22 protein-coding genes and 1 pseudogene are annotated in these 20,337 nt (G+C 71.1%); 15 read left to right on the top strand and 8 right to left on the bottom strand.

Annotated features, from left to right (window positions below):
• Positions 1-6: 6 nt before the first annotated feature.
• From ACIBF7_RS36755 to ACIBF7_RS36740, 4 genes are all read right to left on the bottom strand, one after another.
• The gene (locus ACIBF7_RS36755; protein ID WP_271275800.1) at positions 7-1,959 is read right to left on the bottom strand and encodes a thioredoxin domain-containing protein; all 1,953 of its coding nucleotides are present in this window, start codon (positions 1,957-1,959) and stop codon (positions 7-9) included.
• Positions 1,960-1,994: 35 nt separating this feature from the next.
• Positions 1,995-3,254, bottom strand: a complete 1,260-nt coding sequence (locus ACIBF7_RS36750; protein ID WP_219544052.1) for a C40 family peptidase — start codon at positions 3,252-3,254, stop codon at positions 1,995-1,997.
• Positions 3,254-3,754 carry a transcription elongation factor GreA gene (gene greA, locus ACIBF7_RS36745; RefSeq protein ID WP_148029161.1) on the bottom strand — a complete coding sequence of 167 codons (501 nt, stop codon included), beginning with the start codon at positions 3,752-3,754 and terminating at the stop codon, positions 3,254-3,256. Before greA ends, ACIBF7_RS36750 begins: the two co-directional genes overlap by 1 nt.
• Before the next feature lie 108 nt (positions 3,755-3,862).
• A complete protein-coding gene (locus ACIBF7_RS36740) occupies positions 3,863-4,282 on the bottom strand; it encodes a DUF4307 domain-containing protein (RefSeq protein ID WP_148029162.1) in 420 nt (139 codons plus the stop codon).
• 138 nt (positions 4,283-4,420) lie between these two features.
• On the opposite strand from ACIBF7_RS36740, the gene mca reads away from it, so the two are divergent.
• From mca to ACIBF7_RS36725, 3 genes are read left to right on the top strand one after another with little or no spacing between them, the layout of a single operon-like run.
• On the top strand, positions 4,421-5,305 hold the full coding sequence (gene mca / locus ACIBF7_RS36735) for a mycothiol conjugate amidase Mca (protein ID WP_148029163.1): 885 nt from the start codon (positions 4,421-4,423) through the stop codon (positions 5,303-5,305).
• Between the two features lie 42 nt (positions 5,306-5,347).
• Positions 5,348-5,530 (top strand): hypothetical protein, encoded by a 183-nt coding sequence (locus tag ACIBF7_RS36730; RefSeq protein WP_261808297.1) that lies wholly within the window; start codon positions 5,348-5,350, stop codon positions 5,528-5,530.
• A complete protein-coding gene (locus tag ACIBF7_RS36725) occupies positions 5,531-5,824 on the top strand; it encodes a GNAT family N-acetyltransferase (protein WP_148029164.1) in 294 nt (97 codons plus the stop codon). It abuts the gene before it with no gap.
• Here ACIBF7_RS36725 and ACIBF7_RS36720 read toward each other — a convergent pair.
• The gene (locus ACIBF7_RS36720; RefSeq protein ID WP_187280935.1) at positions 5,810-6,961 is read right to left on the bottom strand and encodes a hypothetical protein; all 1,152 of its coding nucleotides are present in this window, start codon (positions 6,959-6,961) and stop codon (positions 5,810-5,812) included. The two genes, ACIBF7_RS36725 and ACIBF7_RS36720, sit on opposite strands and share 15 nt — an antisense overlap.
• Positions 6,962-7,057: 96 nt before the next feature.
• On the opposite strand from ACIBF7_RS36720, the gene ACIBF7_RS36715 reads away from it, so the two are divergent.
• The 11 genes and pseudogenes from ACIBF7_RS36715 (at position 7,058) to ACIBF7_RS36665 (ending at position 16,733) form a co-directional block, all read left to right on the top strand.
• Entirely contained in the window at positions 7,058-7,591 is a 534-nt protein-coding gene (locus ACIBF7_RS36715) for a hypothetical protein (protein WP_397199198.1), read from the top strand.
• Positions 7,592-7,805: 214 nt separating this feature from the next.
• Entirely contained in the window at positions 7,806-9,671 is a 1,866-nt protein-coding gene (locus tag ACIBF7_RS36710; protein ID WP_397199197.1) for a phosphoenolpyruvate carboxykinase (GTP), read from the top strand.
• Between the two features lie 287 nt (positions 9,672-9,958).
• Positions 9,959-10,225 (top strand): annotated as a pseudogene (locus ACIBF7_RS36705) (TIGR04222 domain-containing membrane protein); the annotation flags it as partial.
• Between the two features lie 112 nt (positions 10,226-10,337).
• On the top strand, positions 10,338-10,715 hold the full coding sequence (locus tag ACIBF7_RS36700; protein ID WP_397199263.1) for a hypothetical protein: 378 nt from the start codon (positions 10,338-10,340) through the stop codon (positions 10,713-10,715).
• Positions 10,702-11,526, top strand: coding sequence for a DUF692 family multinuclear iron-containing protein (locus ACIBF7_RS36695; protein WP_397199196.1), 825 nt, complete (start codon positions 10,702-10,704; stop codon positions 11,524-11,526). Before ACIBF7_RS36700 ends, ACIBF7_RS36695 begins: the two co-directional genes overlap by 14 nt.
• A complete protein-coding gene (locus ACIBF7_RS36690; protein WP_397199195.1) occupies positions 11,523-11,870 on the top strand; it encodes a hypothetical protein in 348 nt (115 codons plus the stop codon). The genes ACIBF7_RS36695 and ACIBF7_RS36690 overlap by 4 nt, the downstream gene beginning before the upstream one ends.
• A gap of 49 nt (positions 11,871-11,919) precedes the next feature.
• Complete coding sequence (locus ACIBF7_RS36685; RefSeq protein WP_397199194.1) at positions 11,920-12,930, top strand: TIGR04222 domain-containing membrane protein; 1,011 nt, start codon at positions 11,920-11,922, stop codon at positions 12,928-12,930.
• A gap of 39 nt (positions 12,931-12,969) precedes the next feature.
• Entirely contained in the window at positions 12,970-13,818 is an 849-nt protein-coding gene (locus ACIBF7_RS36680) for an amidohydrolase family protein (protein ID WP_397199193.1), read from the top strand.
• Positions 13,819-13,833: 15 nt separating this feature from the next.
• On the top strand, positions 13,834-14,391 hold the full coding sequence (locus ACIBF7_RS36675; RefSeq protein ID WP_271275809.1) for a hypothetical protein: 558 nt from the start codon (positions 13,834-13,836) through the stop codon (positions 14,389-14,391).
• Positions 14,392-14,445: 54 nt separating this feature from the next.
• The gene (locus tag ACIBF7_RS36670) at positions 14,446-15,207 is read left to right on the top strand and encodes an isoprenyl transferase (RefSeq protein WP_271275810.1); all 762 of its coding nucleotides are present in this window, start codon (positions 14,446-14,448) and stop codon (positions 15,205-15,207) included.
• Between the two features lie 206 nt (positions 15,208-15,413).
• Positions 15,414-16,733: a PhoH family protein gene (locus ACIBF7_RS36665; protein WP_261808298.1), complete on the top strand. Its 1,320-nt coding sequence runs from the start codon at positions 15,414-15,416 to the stop codon at positions 16,731-16,733.
• A 13-nt stretch (positions 16,734-16,746) separates the two neighbouring features.
• Here ACIBF7_RS36665 and ACIBF7_RS36660 read toward each other — a convergent pair whose 3' ends face one another.
• The 3 genes from ACIBF7_RS36660 to ACIBF7_RS36650 are packed head-to-tail and all read right to left on the bottom strand — an operon-like array spanning position 16,747 to position 19,347.
• Complete coding sequence (locus ACIBF7_RS36660) at positions 16,747-17,256, bottom strand: hypothetical protein (protein WP_148029172.1); 510 nt, start codon at positions 17,254-17,256, stop codon at positions 16,747-16,749.
• Positions 17,253-18,665, bottom strand: a complete 1,413-nt coding sequence (locus ACIBF7_RS36655; RefSeq protein WP_148029173.1) for a HAMP domain-containing sensor histidine kinase — start codon at positions 18,663-18,665, stop codon at positions 17,253-17,255. The genes ACIBF7_RS36660 and ACIBF7_RS36655 overlap by 4 nt, the downstream gene beginning before the upstream one ends.
• 7 nt (positions 18,666-18,672) lie before the next feature.
• Positions 18,673-19,347 (bottom strand): response regulator transcription factor, encoded by a 675-nt coding sequence (locus tag ACIBF7_RS36650; protein ID WP_148029174.1) that lies wholly within the window; start codon positions 19,345-19,347, stop codon positions 18,673-18,675.
• Between the two features lie 283 nt (positions 19,348-19,630).
• Between ACIBF7_RS36650 and ACIBF7_RS36645 the strand changes: the two genes are divergently transcribed.
• The gene (locus ACIBF7_RS36645) at positions 19,631-20,323 is read left to right on the top strand and encodes a transglycosylase SLT domain-containing protein (RefSeq protein ID WP_397199192.1); all 693 of its coding nucleotides are present in this window, start codon (positions 19,631-19,633) and stop codon (positions 20,321-20,323) included.
• Positions 20,324-20,337 lie beyond the last annotated feature (14 nt).

Here is a 20,337-nt window from a genome sequence, read left to right as displayed (position 1 = left end):
CCGCCCTCACCGGCTCAGCTGGGCGCGCAGCTCCTCCGCGGTCGTCACCGGCAGCTCACAGGTGAACCCCCGGCACACGTACGCCGCCGGCGCCCCGCCGATGAGGTCGCGCCCCAGCAGCAGCGGCACGGCGTCGTCCGGGCCGGGCCCGGGAGCGACCACCAGGCCGGGGGAGCCGGACAGGTAGGCCTCGCGGTGCAGGGCACGGGTGCGCGGATCGCCGGGCGGGCCCACGACCGCCACCTCGACGGGCCCGTCGAGCGCCGCCCTGGCCACCGCCAGCCCCCATCCGGCGAACCTGGCGTGCTTCCCGGCCAGCACCGACACCGTGCCGAGCGCGGCGTGCGCCGCCTCCCGGTGGCGGGCGGACCCGGTCAGCGCCGCGTACGACAGCAGCGCCCCAGCGGCCGCGTACTGGCCGGAGGGCGTGGCGTTGTCCGTGGGGTCCTGCGGGCGCTGGAACAGCCGCTCGGCGTCGTCGGCGGTGTCGTAGAACCCGCCGGTGCCGTCGGCGAACCGGTCGAGCACGGTGTCGAGGAGCGTGCCCGCCAGCCGGAACCAGCGCGTCTCTCCGGTCACCCCGTAGAGCGCGATGAGCCCTTCGGCCAGGTTGGCGTAGTCCTCCAGCACGCCGGCGTTGCGCCCCGCCCGCCCGTCACGCGAGGTGCGCAGCAGCCTGCCGCCGTCGACGTGCACCTCGTCCAGCAGCACCGCCGCGGCCGTGGCCGCCTCCACCAGATCGGGCCGGTCGAACACCACGCCGGTCTCGGCCAGGGCCGCGATGGTCAGCCCGGTCCAGCTCGCCACCACCTTGTCGTCGCGTTCCGGACGTACCCGCAGCTCCCGCGCGGCGAGCAGCCGCTCGCGCACCCGCGCCAGCCGCTCGGGGTCGTCGGGCTCCTCCGGGAGCTGCAGCACCGACGTGCCGTGCTCGAACGTGCCGGTCACCTGGAAGACCCGCACCGCCCAGTCGCCGTCGTCGGGCCCCAGCACCTCGCGCAGCTGCTCGGGAGTCCAGACGTAGAACCTGCCCTCCTCGCCCTCGCTGTCGGCGTCCAGCGCGGAGGCGAAGCCGCCCTCGGGGGTGCGCAGCTCGCGCAGCAGCCAGCCGGCGGTCTCCAGCGCGACCCGGCGGGCCAGCGGCTCGCCCGTCGCGGTCCACCAGTGGGTGTAGACCCGCAGCAGCAGCGCGTTGTCGTAGAGCATCTTCTCGAAGTGCGGCACCACCCAGCCGGCGTCCACGCTGTAGCGGGCGAACCCGCCCGCGAGCTGGTCGTAGATGCCGCCGCGGGCCATCGCCTCCAGGGTCCTGCCGGACATCTCGCGCTCGCCCGAGCGCAGCAGGAACTCCAGCACCATCGACGGCGGGAACTTCGGCGCCCCGCCGAACCCGCCGCGCACCGGGTCGAACGACTCGCGCAGGTTGGCGAGAGCCTGCTCCAGCGTCTCGGCCGTGGGCAGCGGGCCGTTGGGCAGGGCGGTGCCGGAGTTGAGCACCTCCACCACCTTCGCGCCCTGCTTCAGCACGTTGTCGCGGTCGGTGGTCCAGGCGTTGTGCAGCCCCGTCAGCAGCCGCTGGAACTGCGGGCGGGGGAAGTAGGTGCCGCAGTAGAACGGGTGGCCTTCCGGGGTGGCGAACACCGTCATCGGCCAGCCGCCCTGCTGGGTCATCGCCTGGGTGGCGCTCATGTAGACGGCGTCGATGTCGGGCCGCTCCTCGCGGTCGACCTTGACGTTGACGAAGTGCTCGTTCATCAGCCGGGCGGTCGCGGGGTCCTCGAAGCTCTCGTGAGCCATGACGTGACACCAGTGGCAGGACGAGTAGCCCACGCTGACCAGCAGGGGCACGTCGCGCCGCTTGGCCTCCCGCATCGCCTCCTCGCCCCAGGGCCACCAGTGGACCGGATTCCCCGCGTGCTGAAGGAGGTAGGGAGACGTCTCACTACCGAGCCTGTTCATGAGTTCAGGCTCTCACACGGTCCTCCGGGCGCGGGTCAGCGGACCTTCGCCGCGGCCTGCGGGCTGACGCGGACGACCCCGGCCAGGTTGCGGGTGCTGACCGGGACGATCTTCACCACGTCGCCGGTGCGCGGGGCGTGCAGCATCTTGCCGTCGCCCCAGTAGATCGCCACGTGGGAGATGTAGCCGGGATTGGTCGGGTCGTGCCGCCAGAACAGCAGGTCGCCCGGGTGCGCCTGCGAGAGCGGCACCTGCGGGCCGGTGACCCACTGCTGGTGCGTCACCCGCGGCATCCTGATGCCGGCCTGGGCGAAGGCCCACTGCACGAGCCCGGAGCAGTCGAAGCTGTCAGGCCCTTCGGCGCCCCACACGTACGGCCTGCCCAGCTTGGAGGCGGCGGCCCGCAGCGCCACGGTGAGCTGGTCTCCGGTCATGAACGCCCCGGTGGGCCAGTCGCGGGCCTTGACCTGCGGCTGCGGCCGCACGGGGTTGACCAGGGCCGCCTGGGTGCCCTTGGGCAGCAGCTTGAGCACCCGGTCGCGGAGCCTCGCCGAGTCGGCCTTGGGCGCGCTGATGATCAGCGCGTTGTCTCGGGGCAGCCCGAGCTCGCGGCCGGTGTCCTTGGACACGACCGCGTCCACCGCGCCGAAGCCGGTGGTGGCGTAGGCGCCGATGCGCAGCGGCCCGGACGGGCCGTTGATCTTGCGGTGCAGGCTGAGGCCGCCGTCGTTGCCGAGCACGAACGAGACCGCGACGTCACCCGCGGCCACGTTGTTCCACAACGGGTCGGAGGTGGCCGTCACCTTCGGCGTGTAGGCGCGGAAGGTGGACGGCTCGACGGCCAGCGTCTGCACCCGCTTCCCGTCGAGCATGACGCTGGCCGCGTCGGCCAGCTCCATGGCGCGGATCCCGGACAGGCGGGCGATCTTCTGTAACTGCTTCTGGCTGAACGGCTTGCGCGTGACCACGAACACGTGCGGCTTGTGGAGCTTGCCGACCGGCGCCACCGGCCGCACGGTGTGGGCGTCGGCCATCAGGCTCTGCTGGGGCGTCTGGCGGGCACGTACGGGCTCGGCGGCGGCCGGTTCGTCGGCGGCCTCGCGGTTCTCCGTGAGCAGCAGCACGTCGGCCGTGAGGACCGCGACCAGCGTCACCACGATGAACGGGATCAGACGGCGGTGGTCACGGCGTCTGCGGGACCTCAGCAGGAAGCCGAGGTCCTGACGGATGCCGGAGCCACCGCGCGTGAGATCCGCCGGGCCTGGGTGGGCCCGGCGGTGCCGTTCGGGGTGCATCAGTTGCCGATGTAGGGCACGGCCTCGAGGATCTCGACGGTGTTCTGGCGGCCGTTGGGCAGGCTGTAGGTCGCCTTGTCACCGATCCTCTTGCCGTTGATCGCGGCGCCGAGCGGTGACTTGGGGGAGTAGACGTCGATCGGCGCGCCGCTCTCCTCACGCGAGGCGAGCAGGAAGGTGACCTCGTCGTCGTCGCCGACGAACCGGATGGTCACGGTCATGCCCGGCTCGACTATGCCGTCGGCCGCGGGCGGCTTGCCGGCGCGCGCGTTGTCGAGGATCTGGCGCAGATGGAAGATCCGCGCCTCCATCTTGCCCTGCTCGTCCTTGGCGGCGTGGTAGCCGCCGTTCTCGCGCAGGTCGCCCTCTTCCCGGGCGGCCTCGATCTTCTTGGCGATATCGACGCGCCCGGGCCCCGAGAGATATTCGTACTCGGCCTTCAGGCGGTCGTACGCCTCCTGCGTCAGCCATGTGACGTTCTCATCGCGAGAGTCGGCCACGGGTTCTCCTTGCTTGCCTAGGGGGCCCTGAGATCACTGAAGGTTACGTACGGTTGAATTGCGAAAGGCTAACAAGTCAGTCGCACGAACGCTTCCCCAAATGTCTCACTATACGAGATTGCAGTACTGGATGTGGACGGAAGTCGCCTCGGCGCTGGTGCCCAGGCGTTCCTTGACCTGCTTCGTACCCTCACCAGGCCGGATTCTTACTTCTTTGCTGCCCACTTCCACGTGGTGGACGTCCATCGCACGGATGCGGCACACCGCCTCGCGGTCGTCGGGCTTGCTCACCGTGAACGCGATCTCGGCCTCTGACGGCCCCCGCACGTGGAATGAGACTACCTGGGCGATCGCCCCGTTGGCGCTGCCGTTCATCGACCACATGACGTAGCCCCAGCCTCCGGCGATGATGGCCACGAGCACGCCGATGACGACGTGCACGACGATCCGGCCGCCTCGCTCGGGACGGTCCGGGAAGTCGTCGGGTGTGCCGAGAACTGGGCCGTTCCCGGCATCTCTGGTGGCCATGGTGGAATCTCCCTGCACTCCCTCGGCGTTATCCGAGACAATTGTCGCCCGCGGGGGTCATGCCCTCGCGACCGCCCAGCAGAAACTAGCCTCTGTGGGCGACTGATCGGTCCATGTGTCTGAGGAGACGTCGAGCCCGTGAGTGCACCGCTGAGGTTGATGGCCGTCCATGCCCACCCCGACGACGAGTCGAGCAAGGGCGCCGCGACGATGGCGCGCTATGTCCGCGAAGGCGTTGACGTCTTGGTTTGTACCCTCACGGGTGGTGAACGCGGCTCCGTGCTCAACCCCAAGATGGACCGGCCCGAGATCGTGGCCGACATCGCCCGGGTGCGCAAGGCCGAGATGGACCGGGCGCGCGAGATCCTCGGCGTGCGGCAGCGGTTCATGGGCTTCGTGGACTCGGGGCTGCCGGAGAGCGAGGAGGAGGAGCTGCCCGAGGGCTGCTTCGGGCTGCAGAAGCTCGAAGTCGCGGCGGCCCCGCTGGTGGCGGCCGTGCGGGAGTTCAGGCCGCACGTGATCCTCACCTACGACGACGACGGCGGCTACCCGCACCCCGACCACATCATGACCAACAGGGTGTCGGTGGAGGCGTTCGAGGCGGCCGGCGACCCCGACCGCTACCCCGGCACCGGCGACCCGTGGCAGCCGCTCAAGCTCTACTACCACATGGGCTTCCACCGGGCCCGGTTCGAGGCGCTGCACGAGGCCATGCAGGAGCGCGACATGGGTTCCCCGTACGGCGACTGGATCGCCCGCTGGGAGGACCGCCCCGCCAAGTGGGAGGTCACGACCCGGGTGCCCTGCGGCGACTACTTCCAGATCCGCGACGAGGCGCTCATGGCGCACGCCACCCAGGTCGACCCCGACGGCTGGTGGTTCGTCTGCCCGCGCGAGCTGCAGCAGGAGATCTGGCCGACGGAGGACTACCACCTGGCCCGCTCGCTCGTCGACACCGGTCTGCCCGAGGACGACCTGTTCTCCGGCATCCACGCCGAGGAGACGTCCCCGGCCTGCCACTGATCCGGAGGTCCGGGCACGACCCCCGGGTGGCAGACTGGAAGGGTGATGGTTCTAGCAGCAGGTGAAGTCAGCCCGGGCCTGCTCGGCTTCGTCGTGGTAGCCCTTCTCGGGTTCGCTCTCTACTTCCTGGTCAAGTCCATGAACAAGCAGATGGGCAAGATCGAGGTGCCCCACGAGCGCGACCTCGAGGACGAGGAGCGCGAGCTCGAGAAGAAGGCCGAGTAGATGTCTGAAGAGGTCGTCGACAACCCGGGGAAGAGCCGCTTCGAGATCCGCGTGGACGGGAAGGTCGCCGGGTTCGCCGACTACCTGCTGCTGCCCACCAAGGTCGTCTTCACCCACACCGAGGTGCTGCCCGAGTACGGCGGGCAGGGGCTCGCGGGCCGGCTGGTCGCGCACGCGCTCGACCTCACCCGCGACACCGGCCTGAAGGTCGTGCCCCGGTGTGAGTACGTCGCCGGCTACATCGAGCGCAACCCCGCCTACAAGGACCTGCTCGATCCCTCAGTCACCGGCTGACCAGGCGCGCTCCAACGCCTTGGGCAGGCCCCACCAGCCGAGCGGCGTGAGCACGTCGTCCTCGTCGACGATGCCGAGCTGGGCCCACAGCGCGACCACCGGCCTGAAGAGGCTCTCGGTCGAGGCCAGGTCGTCGGAGTCCTGCTCGTCGGCGTCGATGTCCTCCGACTCGGCGATCAGGCGGGCGATGCGTTCCGGCGAGGCGAGCGCGCCGGGCCCCATCCGGGCCAGCGCCGTCACGGCGGCGAGCCAGTCGGCGTGCTGGATGGCGCAGATGTGGGCCATCATCTCGTCCTCCAGGCTGACCTCGCCGTTCAGGTCGGCGAACTCCTCCAGCAGGTCGCCCTCCTCCGGCAGGTCCGAGACCGGCCCGGCGACGCCGGCGGCCACGGTCAGCCACAGCTCCACGTCGTCGTCAGGCATCGGCTCGCCCTCGAAGCCCGCGCAGGCCCGCAGCACGTTGCCCGGATAGCCCGCGACCGCCAGCAGCTCGCGCAGGCGGGTGACGGCGCGGTCGAGCTCGGCGATCGGCAGCTCGGGCTGCTTGACCAGCTCGCCCAGGATGCGCCGCAGCTCCGACAGCGCGAACTCCTCCTCCTCGTCCCAGGCCGCGAACAGCTCCTCGTCCTGCTCGTCGCTCACCGAGAACCCCGGCACCCGCCCGTCGGGCAGCGGCGTGGCCAGCCAGCTCTCCTGCAGTTCCTCGTACGCCCTGCGGGCTTGAAGATCGCCGGACGCGAGCGCGTCCGGGTCGATCTCGCCCGCGCGCACCCGCTCCTCCAGGTGGGCCACGAGCCGGTCGTGCATCTCGTGGGCCACCGGCCCGCGTTCGTTCTCCTCCGGCCAGACGAAGTAGCTCGGCGTCATCAGGATGGGTTCGGTGCCCGTCGACTCGACCCAGCGTTGGACGTCACCCACCGTGGCCGCGCCGGACTCGATGGCGGCGAGCGTGGTCCTGGCCGACTCCCAGAACGGGCGGGACAGCGGGTTGCCCGCGGCCATCATGGCCCTGCGCAGGTCGGGCAGCGCCACCAGCGCCACGCCCGAGGGCACGGCCAGCAGCGCCCTGGCCAGATCTCTGCGGGTCAGCGCGGCGGCCGGGCGGCCCGCGTGGCGGCTGACGAATTCCAGGTCCACGCTCCGTAAACTACGCCCCCACCCCCGGCCCCCGCACCTGCCAGGACCGTGCGGGACGGGGGTGCTTTTTCCTCGCAAATATGTAATGGTGATTACATGGCAAGCGACGATGGCACCGCGCAGGTGCGCGGATGGTTCGCCGGGCGGCTCCCCGAGGGCTGGTTCACCGGCGTGCCCGAGATCATCAGGGACCGCGAGGAGATCGCGGTCCTCGGCACGCTGCCCGACCCGCCCGGCGAGATGGACGAGGGCGAGCGGGCCGCGCTCATCGACGGCCTGATCGGGCGCTTCCGCGAGGAGACCAGGGAGCGGCGCGTCGAGATCGCCAAGGAGGCCGAGCGGAGGTTCCGCCAGAAGGTCTCCTGGGGCGTCACCTGCGGCGGTCAGGCTGTGATGTTCACCACACTGTCCGTGCCCGTCATGACGAGGCTGCGGCAGCCGGAGCGTCAGGTTCTCGACACGCTGGTGGCCGCCGGCGTGGCGCGCAGCCGCAGCGACGCCCTCGCCTGGTGCGTCCGGCTCGTCGGCCAGAACGCCGACACCTGGCTGGCCGAACTGCGCGACGCGCTGCAACATGTCGACCGGGTGCGGTCCGAAGGGCCCGACGTGAATTCCCGGAGAATGGACTAAACCATTTGCGGAATTGGTTTAGACCAGCCGCATTGGTATATACCAGTGGGCTGGCGAGTTCTTTTTAAACCCTGTCGCGATGGGTAGGGTCCCCCAGTCGTCAAGGCCGCTGCCTGCGGCGACGCCCGGGGCCAAGAGGTCTACGCCAATTGGCTTCCGGGTGTCCTCGTCGTTAATGATGAGCGAGCCCTGAGAGAGTGGAGGAGCCGCTGTCGTGTCTGTAACCGTGGAAGTTCCCGCCCCGACCAGCAACGTCGAATTGGTCACCTGGGTCAATCAGATAGCCGCGCTTACCCAACCGGACCGGATCGAATGGTGTGACGGTTCGGAGGAGGAGTGGACGCGCCTGACCAACCTCCTCGTCGACCAGGGCACGTTCACGCGTCTCGCGAAGCGGCCCAACAGCTTCTACGCCGCCTCCGACCCGAGCGACGTCGCCCGGGTGGAGGACCGTACCTTCATCTGCTCGGAGCGCGAGCAGGACGCCGGCCCGACGAACAACTGGATCGCGCCCGCCGAGATGCGCGAGACCTTCGGAGAGCTCTTCAAGGGCTGCATGCGCGGCCGCACCATGTACGTGGTGCCGTTCTGCATGGGGCCGCTCGGCGGAGAGATCTCCCAGGTCGGCGTCGAGATCACCGACTCGCCGTACGTCGCGGTGTCCATGCGGATCATGACCCGCATGGGCGACAGGGCGCTGCGGCTCATCGAGGAGCGCGGAGCGGCGCGAAAGGCCGGAGAGAGCGAGGAACGAGCCAACGGAGGCCGCAGCAAGCGCGACCATGAGCACAGCAGCTTCGTCAAGGCCGTGCACAGCGTCGGCGCGCCGCTGGAGCCGGGCCAGGAGGACGTGCCCTGGCCGTGCAGCACGACCAAGTACATCAGCCACTTCCCGGAGACCCGCGAGATCTGGTCGTACGGGTCCGGCTACGGCGGCAACGCGCTGCTCGGCAAGAAGTGCTACGCGCTGCGGATCGCCAGCGTCATGGCCCGTGACCAGGGCTGGCTGGCCGAGCACATGCTCATTCTCAAGCTGACCCCGCCGTCGGGCGAGGTCCGCTACATCGCCGCCGCCTTCCCGAGCGCCTGCGGCAAGACCAACCTGGCCATGCTGCAGCCCACCATTCCCGGCTGGAAGGTGGAGACCATCGGCGACGACATCGCCTGGATGCGCTTCGGCGACGACGGGCGGCTGTACGCCATCAACCCGGAGGCCGGGTTCTTCGGCGTCGCGCCCGGCACCGGCGAGGTCACCAACGCCAACGCGATCAGGACGCTCTGGGGCAACAGCATCTTCACCAACGTCGCGCTGACCGACGACGGCGACGTGTGGTGGGAGGGGCTGACCGAGGAGCCGCCCGCTCACCTGACCGACTGGAAGGGCCGGTCCTGGACGCCGGACAGCCGCGAGCCCGCGGCCCATCCGAACGCCCGCTTCACCACCCCGGCCTCCCAGTGCCCGACCATCGCACCGGAATGGCAGGACCCCAAGGGCGTGCCGATCTCGGCGATCCTGTTCGGCGGGCGCCGCGCCACCGCGGTGCCGCTGGTCACCGAATCGCTGAGCTGGCAGCACGGCGTCTTCCTCGGAGCCAACGTCGCCTCCGAGAAGACCGCCGCCGCCGAAGGCAAGGTCGGCGAGCTGCGCCACGACCCGTTCGCCATGCTGCCGTTCTGCGGCTACAACATGGGCGACTACTTCGGCCACTGGCTGAAGCTGGGCCGGCGCGAGGACGTCGTGCTGCCGCGCATCTACTACGTCAACTGGTTCCGCAAGGACGCCGACGGCAGGTTCATCTGGCCCGGCTTCGGCGAGAACAGCCGCGTGCTCAAGTGGATCGTCGACCGGCTCAACGGCGAGGCGAAGGCCGTCCCGACGCCGATCGGGCTGGTGCCCGAGACGCTCGACACCGACGGGCTCGACCTGTCCGAGGAGGACCTGCGCACGCTGCTCGGCGTCGACCGCGAGGTCTGGCGCGAGGAGGCCGCGCTGATCCCGGCCCACTTCGAGAAGTTCGGCGCCCAGCTGCCCGAGGAGCTGTGGGAGGAGCACCAGGCGCTGCTCGACCGCCTCGGCTGATCGATCATCGCGGCGCCGGTCGTCCCCGTGACGGCCGGCGCCATCGCGTTTCCGCTTCGGCGGGAACCCTCTCCACACGGGAGGAGTTCTTTGTGACTCCTCCGCTCCCTCAGGGAGCGGCTTCTCGCTCCCCGGACTGAGAGGCGACGGACAAGCCCTGCCCGTTTCGAACGCAGGAATCATGTCAGGAAAGCGATTCTGACGTCGGGTGAACGTGGTAATCCGGGGACATCCGGCTCGACGCCCACCGCACCGGGCCCGGCCCCGCTCCGTCCGCCGGCCTGGACGTGTACGAGCTGGCCTTCCTGGCCGGCGGGCCGTGGCGGGTCGCCGAGACCGCCGCCGCGGTCCTCATCGCGGACGAGGCGCTGCGCCTCGACAGGACAGGCGACCTGCACGCCGTCGCCGGGGCCGCGGAGCCCGCAGCCGACGTCGAGCGCACCCTGCTCGCCGCCGTACGGGCCTGCCGCGGCGGCATGGACGCGGGCCGTGCCCTGCGGACCGTCGCGCGTGGGCCCGAGGTGGCCGGGCTGCGGCGGCGGCTCGTGAGCGCTGGGCTGGTGCACCGGCCGTCCGGCACCGGCCCGGTACGCGCCAAGCTCGCTCTCCCTGCTGGCCGTCCCCGTACTGGCCTGGGGCATGGCGGCGGCGGGGGCCGTCGCGTCCGTGCTCGCGCCCGACGGGTTCATCGGCCTGAGCGCGCTCGCCATGGCCGCGACCGGCGTCATCGGCTTCAACAGCCACGTCAGCGAGCGCCGCGCGCTGCGCGACGCGCCCACGTGCGCGGGCCGCCAGATGGTGGAGTGGTACGGGAGAGACACGCTGACGGCTTCCCAGGAGCGGCTCGGCGCCGCGATCCCGGTGGCCCTGCACGGTCTGGACGGGCGGGACGAGCCGCGGTTCACTGAGCTGGCCGCGTCGTTCCGCCATCACAAGGCGCCGCCGGTGTCGAGCGGCGCCGCATGCGGCTCCCACGTCGACTCCGGCGGCGGGGACGGCGGCGGGTCGGGCTGCGGAGGAGGTGGCTGCGGTGGCGGCGGCTGAGCTGCCCAGGCTCGGACTGGGGATCGGCTGGCGGGCCGAGATCGACCTGACCGTCGAGCGGCTGTCCGGGGTGGAGTTCGTCGAGGTGGTCGCCGAGCACATCCGGCCGGCCCGGCTGCCCGAGTCGCTGCGGGTGCTGCGCGGGCGCGGCGTGCCCGTGGTGCCCCACGGCGTCGGACTCGGCGTCGGAGGCGCCGAACCGCCTTCCCCCGCCCGGCTGGCCCACCTGGCGGAGTGCGCCCTGGCGCTGGACTCGCCGCTGGTCAGCGAGCATCTGGCGTTCGTCAGGGCGGGCGGTGTCGAGGCCGGCCACCTGCTGCCGGTGCCGCGCACCCGGGAGGCGCTCGACGTCGTCACAGAGAACGTGCGCCGCGCCCAGGACGCCCTTCCGGTGCCGCTCGCCCTGGAGAACGTGGCGGCCCTGTTCGGCTGGCCCGACGACGAGCTGACCGACGCCGAGTTCCTGGCCGAGCTGGTCGAGCGCACCGGCGTGCTGCTGCTCGTCGACGTGGCCAACCTCTACACCAACCAGGTCAACCTCGGCCTGTCCGCCGTCGAGGCGCTGGACCGGCTGCCGCTCTCGCGGCTCGCCTACGTCCACGTCGCGGGCGGCGAGGAGCACGGCGGGCTCTGGCACGACACCCACACCGCCACGGTGCCCGAGGCGATCCTGGACGTCCTGGCCGAACTCTGCGCCCGCGCCGCCCCGCCGGGCGTCCTGCTGGAATGGGACGACGCCTACCCGAGCGACGCCGCGCTCGCGGCCGAGCTGTCCCGCGTCGCCGCCGCCATGACGAGGATCCCCTCGTGAACGAGGAGCCGCGGCGGAGGCTGGCGGAGCGGCAGGGGCGGGTGGTGGCCGCCCTGGTGGCCGGGGGCGAGGTGCCGGAAGGGTTCGACGCCGAACGGATGCGGGTGCAGGCCTGGAGCCTGGTCGCCAAGCGGAGGAGCGTGGTGGCGAGGCTGCGTCCGGACGCCGCGGCGGCGGCCGGGGAGGACCTGGTGGCGCTGTTCGCCGCCTACGCGGCGGAGCGGGCCGAGCCGCCGTCCGGCTACCGGGCGGACGCCGACGACTTCGCCGCCTGGCTCCGGCGGCGGGCGAGGACACGGCCCGCCGGTAGCAGACTCTGGTGGTCACGGCTGCTGTGTCGCTGACTTCCCGGCGCGACCATGGCATCGGGGGATTTTCTCGGTGGAGGCCGTCATGGCGTTCATGATCGCGTTGACTCTCGCCGTGGTCGTCGGCGCCCTGCTCGGCATGTCCGTCTCGGGCATCGCGTCGGAGGCGGAGGCGGCGTACCGGAGCATGCGCGGCGGCGCGCGGGACAGGCGGGGGGACGCACTCGGCACGTACGAGCTGGCCTATCTGGCGGGCGGGCCGTTGCGGGTGGTGAACACTGGGCTGGCCGCGCTGCTCGGCACCGGGCGGCTGCGCCTGTCCAGGGGCGGGGTGCTGCACCGGGTGGCCGGGGCTGATCCGGGGGAGTACGACGTCGAACGGGCCCTGCTCGACGCCGTCGACCGGCACGGCGGGCGGCTCGGGGTGCCCGAGGCGCGGCGCGAGGTCTCCGCGGGCCGGGAGGTGGAGGCGGTGCGGCACCGGCTCCAGGGGATGGCGCTGCTGGCCGGGGACGACCAGTTGGCCCAGGTACGCACGCTGCTCCGTCGGCTGCGCCGCTGGTCGTGGGTGACGATGGGGGTGGCGGTCGCCTCGGCGCTCGCGGGCGTGCCGGTCGCCCAGCTGTCGGGCGAGGTGGCCTTCGTGCTGTTCGGCGCGGCGGGTGTCTTCGTCGTGATGGGGGCGCGGGGGGTGCGGCTGCACCGGCGCAAGCGGGCGGTGATGGACAATCTGCTCACCTACGCGGGACGTGAGCGGCTCCTGGAGGCGCGGGACGCCTACGCGGTACGTGAAGGGCGGCTGGAGGCGCGGGACGCCTACGCGGAGGGCGGTGGCCGGATCCTCGCCTTCGCGCCCGTCGCGGTGTTCGGGCTGGAGCACCTGGACGACGCGCGCGTCGTGGCGGAGCTCAAGCGGGTGCAGGACGGGTCCGCGGGTTGCGGGGCGGGCGCCTGCGGCGGTGGCACCGGCGAGGACAGGACCGTGTTCGGCCTCGGCACCGACCCGGCGGGCGACGGCGGCGGCGACTTCGGGTCGGGAGGCGACGGCGGAGGCTCCGGTTGCGGAGGCGGCGGGTGCGGGGGATGCGGCGGGTGACTCTTGCCGGGGGCGGTGCAGACATCCTAGGTTTTCCCTGTGATCGTGGACGCGCACCAGCACTTCTGGAACCTGGAGACCGTCGAGTACCCCTGGCTGACCCCCGCCTCCGGCGTGCTCTACCGCACCTACGCTCCCGAGGACCTGATCCCTGAGCTGCGTGCCACCGGGGTGGATCGGACGGTGCTCGTGCAGGCCGCCGACTCCTTCGCCGAGACGGACGCGATGCTCGCGCACGCCGACGCGCACCCGTTCATCGCCGGAGTCGTCGGATGGATCGACCTGACCGACCCGGGCGAGGCGGCGAAGGCCCTCGACCGCTACCGGCCGCACCCCAAGTTCGTCGGCGTCCGCCACCTGATCCACGACGAGCCCGACCCCGACTGGCTGGTGCGCGACGGGGTGCTGGAGTCGCTGGGGCTGCTGGCCGCGGCCGGGCTCGCGTTCGACGTGGTGTCGCTGCTGCCCAGGCACCTGGATCACGTGGTCACGGTGGCCGGGCGCCATCCTGGGCTGAAGCTGGTCGTCGACCACCTGTCGAAGCCGCGGATCAGGGACCGCGCGTGGGAGCCGTGGGCCACGAAGATCGCCGCCGCGGCCGCGTACCCGAATGTCTTCGCCAAGGTGTCGGGCCTGGTCACCGAGGCCGACCACGAGCGGTGGTCGGTGGAGGACCTGCGGCCGTACGTGGAGCACGCGGTCGCGTGTTTCGGGCCTGAGCGGCTGATGTTCGGCAGCGACTGGCCGGTCGCCCTGCTGGCGGCCGACTACCGGACGGTCCTGGAGGCGGCCCGCGCGCTGCTCGGCGGCGCCGGCGCCGAGCAGGTCTTCGGCGCGACCGCCGCCCGCGTCTATGGCCTTGACCAGGAGATTCACCCGCCTTCGTGAGGGAAGGGAACCGGCGTGGTGGGACTACGCTGCGCCGACGGCTCCTTTCTCTCCGTGACACCGGTGCTCTGCAACGACAGCGCGGGCATGCCGTACGAGGTCACGCTGGAGCTGTGTCACGACGGCGTCCCGTACGGGACCGTCGGCGAGCGGTGCGCGTGGCGGCTCGCGCGCCTGGCGCGCGGCGTGGAGGCGGCCCGGCGCGACCACGGGCAGGCCGGTCGGTGGCCGGATCCCGACGACCGCTTCCCGCCGGAAGAGGGCGGGGCCGAACTCTTCTCGTTCCGGTACCGCAGCAGGTGGGGCGGCGTCGCCGGCGGCGAGCTGCGCTGTCAGCTGCGCACGATCCCCCTCTGGACACCCCGGCCTGAGCAGCGCGGCGAGTGGCGGCTGACCCGCAGGGCCTTCGTGGAGGCGTGGGGCGTGGGCGGCCTGGGCACGCGGGCGATCCTCACCTCCGGTGAGCTGGCGGGGTTCGTGCGTGCTCTGGTGGACGAGGCCGAGGGCTGCCTGGGCAATACGGACCCGGGCAAGGTCCGCGTTCAGGGCACGGGCACGGGCGAAACACGGTGATAATGGCCTGTCGGGTCTTCCGACCTGTACATGGCAGCGCTGGGGAGGGACTCCGTGAGCCTGCGCGACCTGGTCTACCGGCTGTACGAGCGCCGGCTGGAGGCCAAGCTGTCCAAGGACAGCATCCCCCGGCACGTCGGGGTGATCATCGATGGCAACCGCCGCTGGGCGCGTGCCATGGGCATGACCGATGTCGCCAAAGGGCATCGCAAGGGCGCCGACAAGATCTCCGAGCTGCTCACGTGGTGCCGCGAGACCGGGGTCGAGGTCGTCACCGTCTGGATGCTGTCCAACGACAATCTCAACCGGCCGCCCAACGAGCTGGAGCCGCTGCTGCGCATCATCGAGGACGTCGTCCAGGAGCTGGTCGGCCAGGGCTGGCGGATCAGCCCTGTGGGGGCGCTGGACCTGCTGCCGGACCGCACGGCCAATGTCCTGAAGAACGCAAAAGAAGTGACATCGCACCGTCCCGGCCTGATTGTGAACGTTGCAGTTGGGTATGGAGGAAGGCGTGAGATTGCCGATGCGGTGCGCTCACTCCTGCAGGAGCAAGCGAGCAGGGGCGCGAGCATCGAGGACCTCGTGGAGGGTCTCGATGTCGAACACATCGCTGAGCATCTCTACACTCGCGGCCAGCCCGACCCGGACCTCCTCATCCGGACCTCGGGCGAGCAGCGCCTGTCGGGCTTCATGTTGTGGCAGAGCGCTCACTCTGAGTTCTACTTCCACGAGGCCTACTGGCCGGATTTCCGCAGGGTGGACTTCCTGCGAGCCCTGCGGGATTACGCCGCGAGACACCGGCGTTACGGTTCATAACGGGACATCCCGGCACTTGGGACGTAACGTTGGAAGTGTCCGGTCAAAGGCCGGACATTCCGGAAAGGGCCCGCCTTTGCGCCGATTCGAGCCGAGGGGGCCGGAATCCGGCGCCGGCGGCACGTCGCGGTCGGGGGCACGGGTCCGGTCCGAATCCCGCCTCGTCTGCAGGGTGCCCGTCCGCACGGGCGCCCGGGGGAGAACGTGTGGCAGTGTCCTCGAGCAACCCTACGACCAGTCCCGCCAAGCGCACCTACGTGCTGGACACCTCGGTCCTGCTGGCCGACCCGGCGGCGATGACCCGCTTCGCGGAGCACGATGTCGTCCTGCCGATCGTCGTCATCACGGAGCTTGAGGGGAAGCGGCATCACCCGGAGCTGGGCTACTTCGCGAGAAAGGCCCTGCGTTACCTGGATGAGCTGCGGGTCGAGCACGGCCGGCTGGACGAGCCGATGCCCACAGGGGAAGGCACGATCAGGGTCGAGCTCAACCACAGCGATCCGTCCATCCTGCCCGTCGGCTTCCGCCTGGGCGACAACGACACCCGCATCCTCACCGTGGCCCGCTCGCTGGCCGCCGAGGGCCAGGACGTCGTGCTCGTCTCCAAGGACCTGCCGATGCGGGTCAAGGCGGCCTCGATCGGCCTGGCGGCCGAGGAGTACCGCGCCGGGCTGGTCATCGAGTCCGGCTGGACGGGGATGGCCGAGATGCAGGTGACGGCGGAGGACGTCGAGTCGCTCTTCGACTCCGGCACCGCCGACCTTGAGGAGGCCAGAGAACTGCCGACCCACACCGGCCTGCGGCTGCTGTCGGCCAACGGCTCGGCGCTCGGCAGGGTCCAGCCCGACAAGTCGGTGCGGCTGGTGCGCGGCGACCGCGAGGTGTTCGGCCTGCACGGCCGCTCCGCCGAGCAGCGCATCGCGCTGGAGCTGCTGATGGACCCGGAGATCGGCATCGTGTCGCTCGGCGGCCGGGCCGGCACCGGCAAGTCGGCGCTCGCCCTCTGCGCTGGCCTGGAGGCCGTCCTGGAGCGCCGCCAGCACCGCAAGGTGGTCGTCTTCCGCCCGCTGTACGCGGTCGGCGGCCAGGAGCTGGGCTACCTGCCGGGCACCGAGGGCGAGAAGATGGGCCCCTGGGCGCAGGCGGTCTTCGACACGCTGAGCGCCGTCACCTCGCCCGAGGTGATCGAGGAGGTGCTCGACCGCGGCATGCTGGAGGTGCTGCCGCTCACGCACATCCGCGGGCGTTCGCTGCACGACGCGTTCGTGATCGTGGACGAGGCCCAGTCGCTGGAGCGCGGGGTGCTGCTGACCGTGCTCAGCCGCATCGGCGCCAACTCCCGTGTGGTGCTCACGCACGACATCGCCCAGCGCGACAACCTGCGCGTCGGGCGGCACGACGGCGTGGTGGCGGTGGTGGAGAAGCTCAAGGGCCACCCGCTGTTCGCGCACGTCACGCTGACCAGGTCGGAGCGCTCGCCGATCGCGGCGCTGGTGACGGAGATGCTGGAGGACATCACCATCTAGTCGTCCGGCGGGCTCACCGGAGCTCGCCGCACGTGAGACCGCTCTCCGTCACCGGAGGGCGGTCTCCGAACTTCTGCACGATCTTCACGCCCTCGATGGCCGTGTCCTGCTGGGCCGTGCAGACGATCTGGGCCATCGCCGTCTTGCTCAGCGTGCCGTCGCCCCTCACGTACACGGTCAGGGTGGAGGTCCTGGGCAGCTTGACCTCGTCGCGCTGGATGGGGTTGAGGGAGTCCTCGATGCCGTCGAAGACGAACCCGTGCAGGGCGGTGTCCAGCTTGCCCAGCGGCTGCGTGGAGGCGGCGAACAGCGCGCGCAGGAGGCTCTCCACCGAGGCCGAGCTCACGTCGGCGGGCTCCATGGTCAGCTCGCCGTCCTTGAGCAGGTAGATGGTCTTGGACGGGGGCGGGACCTCTATGACGGGCGCCGCGGCCCGCTCGATCACGTCGGTGGGCGGGATGCCGCAGGCGGCGACGCCGACCACCAGCGCCGCCGCGCCCAGGAGCTCGCGTGCCGCCCTCATGCGTGCGGGAGCCAGACCGTGAACAGGGTGCCGGGGTTCTGCGCGCGTACGGAGATCGTGCCGCCGTGCAGGTGCACGTTGGCGCGCGCGATGGACAGGCCCAGGCCGCTGCCCTGGCTGCGGCTGCGGCCCGCGCCCGCCTTGAAGAAGCGGTCGAAGACGTGCGGCATCGCCTCGGGAGGGATGCCCTTGCCGTGGTCGCGCACCTTCACCTCCAGGCCGTTCTCCGTGCCCCTGGCGTTGACCAGCACCGGCGGGGCGCCGTGCTTGAGCGCGTTGCCGACCAGGTTGGCCACGATGACGTCGAACCTGCTCGGATCCAGGTTGACGACGAGGCTGCGGGAGGCGTTGACCCGCACCTGCTCGGTCCAGCCGCGCACCTCCAGGCAGTCCTGGATCGTGTCGGCCACGTTCACCGGCTCCAGGCTGAGCGTCGCGGTGCCGGCGTCGAAGCGGCTCACCTCGATGAGGTGCTCGACCAGCTCGCGCAGCCGCTCGATCTCGTGCAGCACCAGCCGTACGGCCTCCGCCGGGGCGTCGGGCAGCCGGTTCGCCTCCTCGTACAGCATGTCGGCCACGGCGGTCATCGCGGTGAGCGGGGTGCGCAGCTCGTGCGAGACGTCGGCGACGAACCGGCGCGACATGGCCTCCAGCGAGCGCAGCTCCGACACGCTGAGCTCCAGCGCGGCGGCGGCGTCGTTGAACCGGGCGGTCAGCTCGGCCAGCTCGTCCTGGCCGTGCACGGGCAGGCGGGTGTCCAGGCGGCCCTGGCCGAGCGCCTGCGCGGCCGCGCTGAGCCGCCCGACGGGCCGCAGCACCTGCCGCGCCGACGCCAGCGCCACCACCAGGGCGATGAGCACGATGGCCCCGCCGCCCTGGGCCATCGTGGTGCGCAGGGTGACGAGCTGGCTCTGCTCGTCGCGCATCGGGAAGAAGACGAACGCGCGCAGGCCGGTGGCCTCGGGCTCCTGGCCGTTGTCGCGGTAGACGGCGGAGCCGACGATGAGCCACAGCTCGTTGCGCACCACCTTGCGCTGGGTGACGACGAACCGCTTGGCCCGGCCGTGCAGCTCGTTGGGCACGTCGTTCAGCGTCATCGGGCCGTCGGAGTGGAGCAGGTCGCCGTACTCGATGACGACGCTGCGCCCCGGCCCGTCGAGCGCGTCCGCGAGGTCGGCCAGCTCGCTCATGCCGGGCGCGGCCTCGCCCTGCCTGAGCCTGCCGATGGGGAACGTTATCCGGTTGAGCTCCCTGGTGACGAGGTCGATGGCGGTGTCCTCGGCGCGCTTCACCAGCGCGGACTTGGCCAGCTCGAACCCGATGGTGGCCACCAGGACGGAGGCGGTGATGGCGACCAGGGTGAAGGTGAAGACGAGCCGGGCGCGGAACCCGGTGGGGAACCTGATCACGAGCCGGTCACGGAGGGCTGAACCGGTAGCCGAAGCCGCGCACGGTGTGGATGAACACCGGCTCGGCGGGCCTCGGCTCGATCTTGGCCCGGACCCGCTGCACGCACGCGTCGACCAGCCGGGAGTCGGCGACGTGCGTGTGGTCCCAGACCGAGCGCAGCAGGTAGCGCCGGTTGAGCACCTGCCCGGGGTGGCGCACCAGCTCCAGCAGCAGGCGCAGCTCGGTGGGCGTCAGGTGGATCTCCTTGCCGGCCAGCGTCACCTTGAGCGCGCCCCGGTCGATGACCAGGTCGCCGAAGGTGATGCGGTCGGAGGCGGCGGACTCGGCCCTGCGCAGGATGGCCCTGATGCGGGCGTCCAGGACGCGCGGCTCGACCGGCTTGACCACGTAGTCGTCGGCGCCCGCCTCCAGGCCGACCACGATGTCCAGGTCGTCGCCGCGCGCGGTGAGCAGGATCACGGGGAGCTGGTCGAGTTTGCGGATGCGCCGGCACACCTCGACGCCGTCGATCCCGGGCAGCATGACGTCCAGGATGGCGATCTCGGGACGGCGCGCCCTGATGTGGTCGAGAGCCTCCTCGCCCGTGGTGTACGAGGTGACGGAGTGCCCTTGGCGGGACAGCGCGAGTTCGAGCGCCGTGCGCACCGAGGGATCGTCTTCGACGAGGAGAATGCCAGCCACGGCCACATTATTGTGCTATGTCGGGTATGCCCGCGTTCTGTAACTAAACTGTGACGTGCCGCGCATGCCATGAACAACTGGCTGACCGACCCTGAATACCGGCCTTCCCTCCGGAATCGGGTGCCCGGAGGGCAGGCCGCCCTGTGTGACCAAAATCACACAGGGGAGAAAGTCGGGCCTACCTGCTGGTTGGCCAAGGGAGTGCCAAGCGAATTGACCGATTCGGTTGCGGAGCACCCCCCAAGTCAGGGCAAGCTCATGGACCGTGAGTCCAGGTCCGACTTTGAGCGAACGTCCCACGCGCCAGGCCGCCCGGGCGGCGCGCAAGCGTTCGCGGCTGAGCCCCAAGCGGGTGATGATCATCGGCCTGTCCGCCGTGGTCGTGTTCGGCGGCGGCGGTTTCGTCGTCCACCGCGCCATCGAGAACGCCAACAGGCCACCGGTCGAGGGGCCCACGCTGGAGGAGTTCGCCCGCATCGCCAGCGGCGACCTGTCGGGCGCCGACCCCAAGACCGACCAGCTCAAGGCCGCCGCCGTGCAGGCGCACAAGGCCGACAGGCTGAAGCAGTCGCGCCAGGGCAACGACCCGCTCGACACCGTCATCATCAAGAAGAAGGCGCCCGGCGGCGACGGCTTCCCGCCCGCCAACTTCCCGCCCGGCAGCACCCCCTCGCCCGGCTCCAACAAGGCCGTCGCCAAGGAGATGCTCGGCTCGTTCGGCTTCGGCACCGACCAGTGGGGCTGCCTGGAGAGCCTCTGGCAGAAGGAGAGCGGCTGGAACGAGCGGGCGATGAACCGCTACTCCGGCGCCTACGGCATCCCGCAGTCGCTGCCCGGCACCAAGATGGCCAGCGCCGGCGCCGACTGGCAGACCAACCCCGCCACCCAGATCAAGTGGGGTCTCGGTTACATCAAGGGCCGCTACGGCACTCCCTGTGGAGCCTGGGGGCACTCCCAGGCCAGGGGATGGTATTAACAAGGCATCTTTCC

The organism is Nonomuraea sp. NPDC050478, from assembly GCF_044458265.1.
GTDB classification, from domain to species: domain Bacteria; phylum Actinomycetota; class Actinomycetes; order Streptosporangiales; family Streptosporangiaceae; genus Nonomuraea; species Nonomuraea ferruginea.
This window is presented reverse-complemented; position numbering and strand designations above follow the sequence as displayed.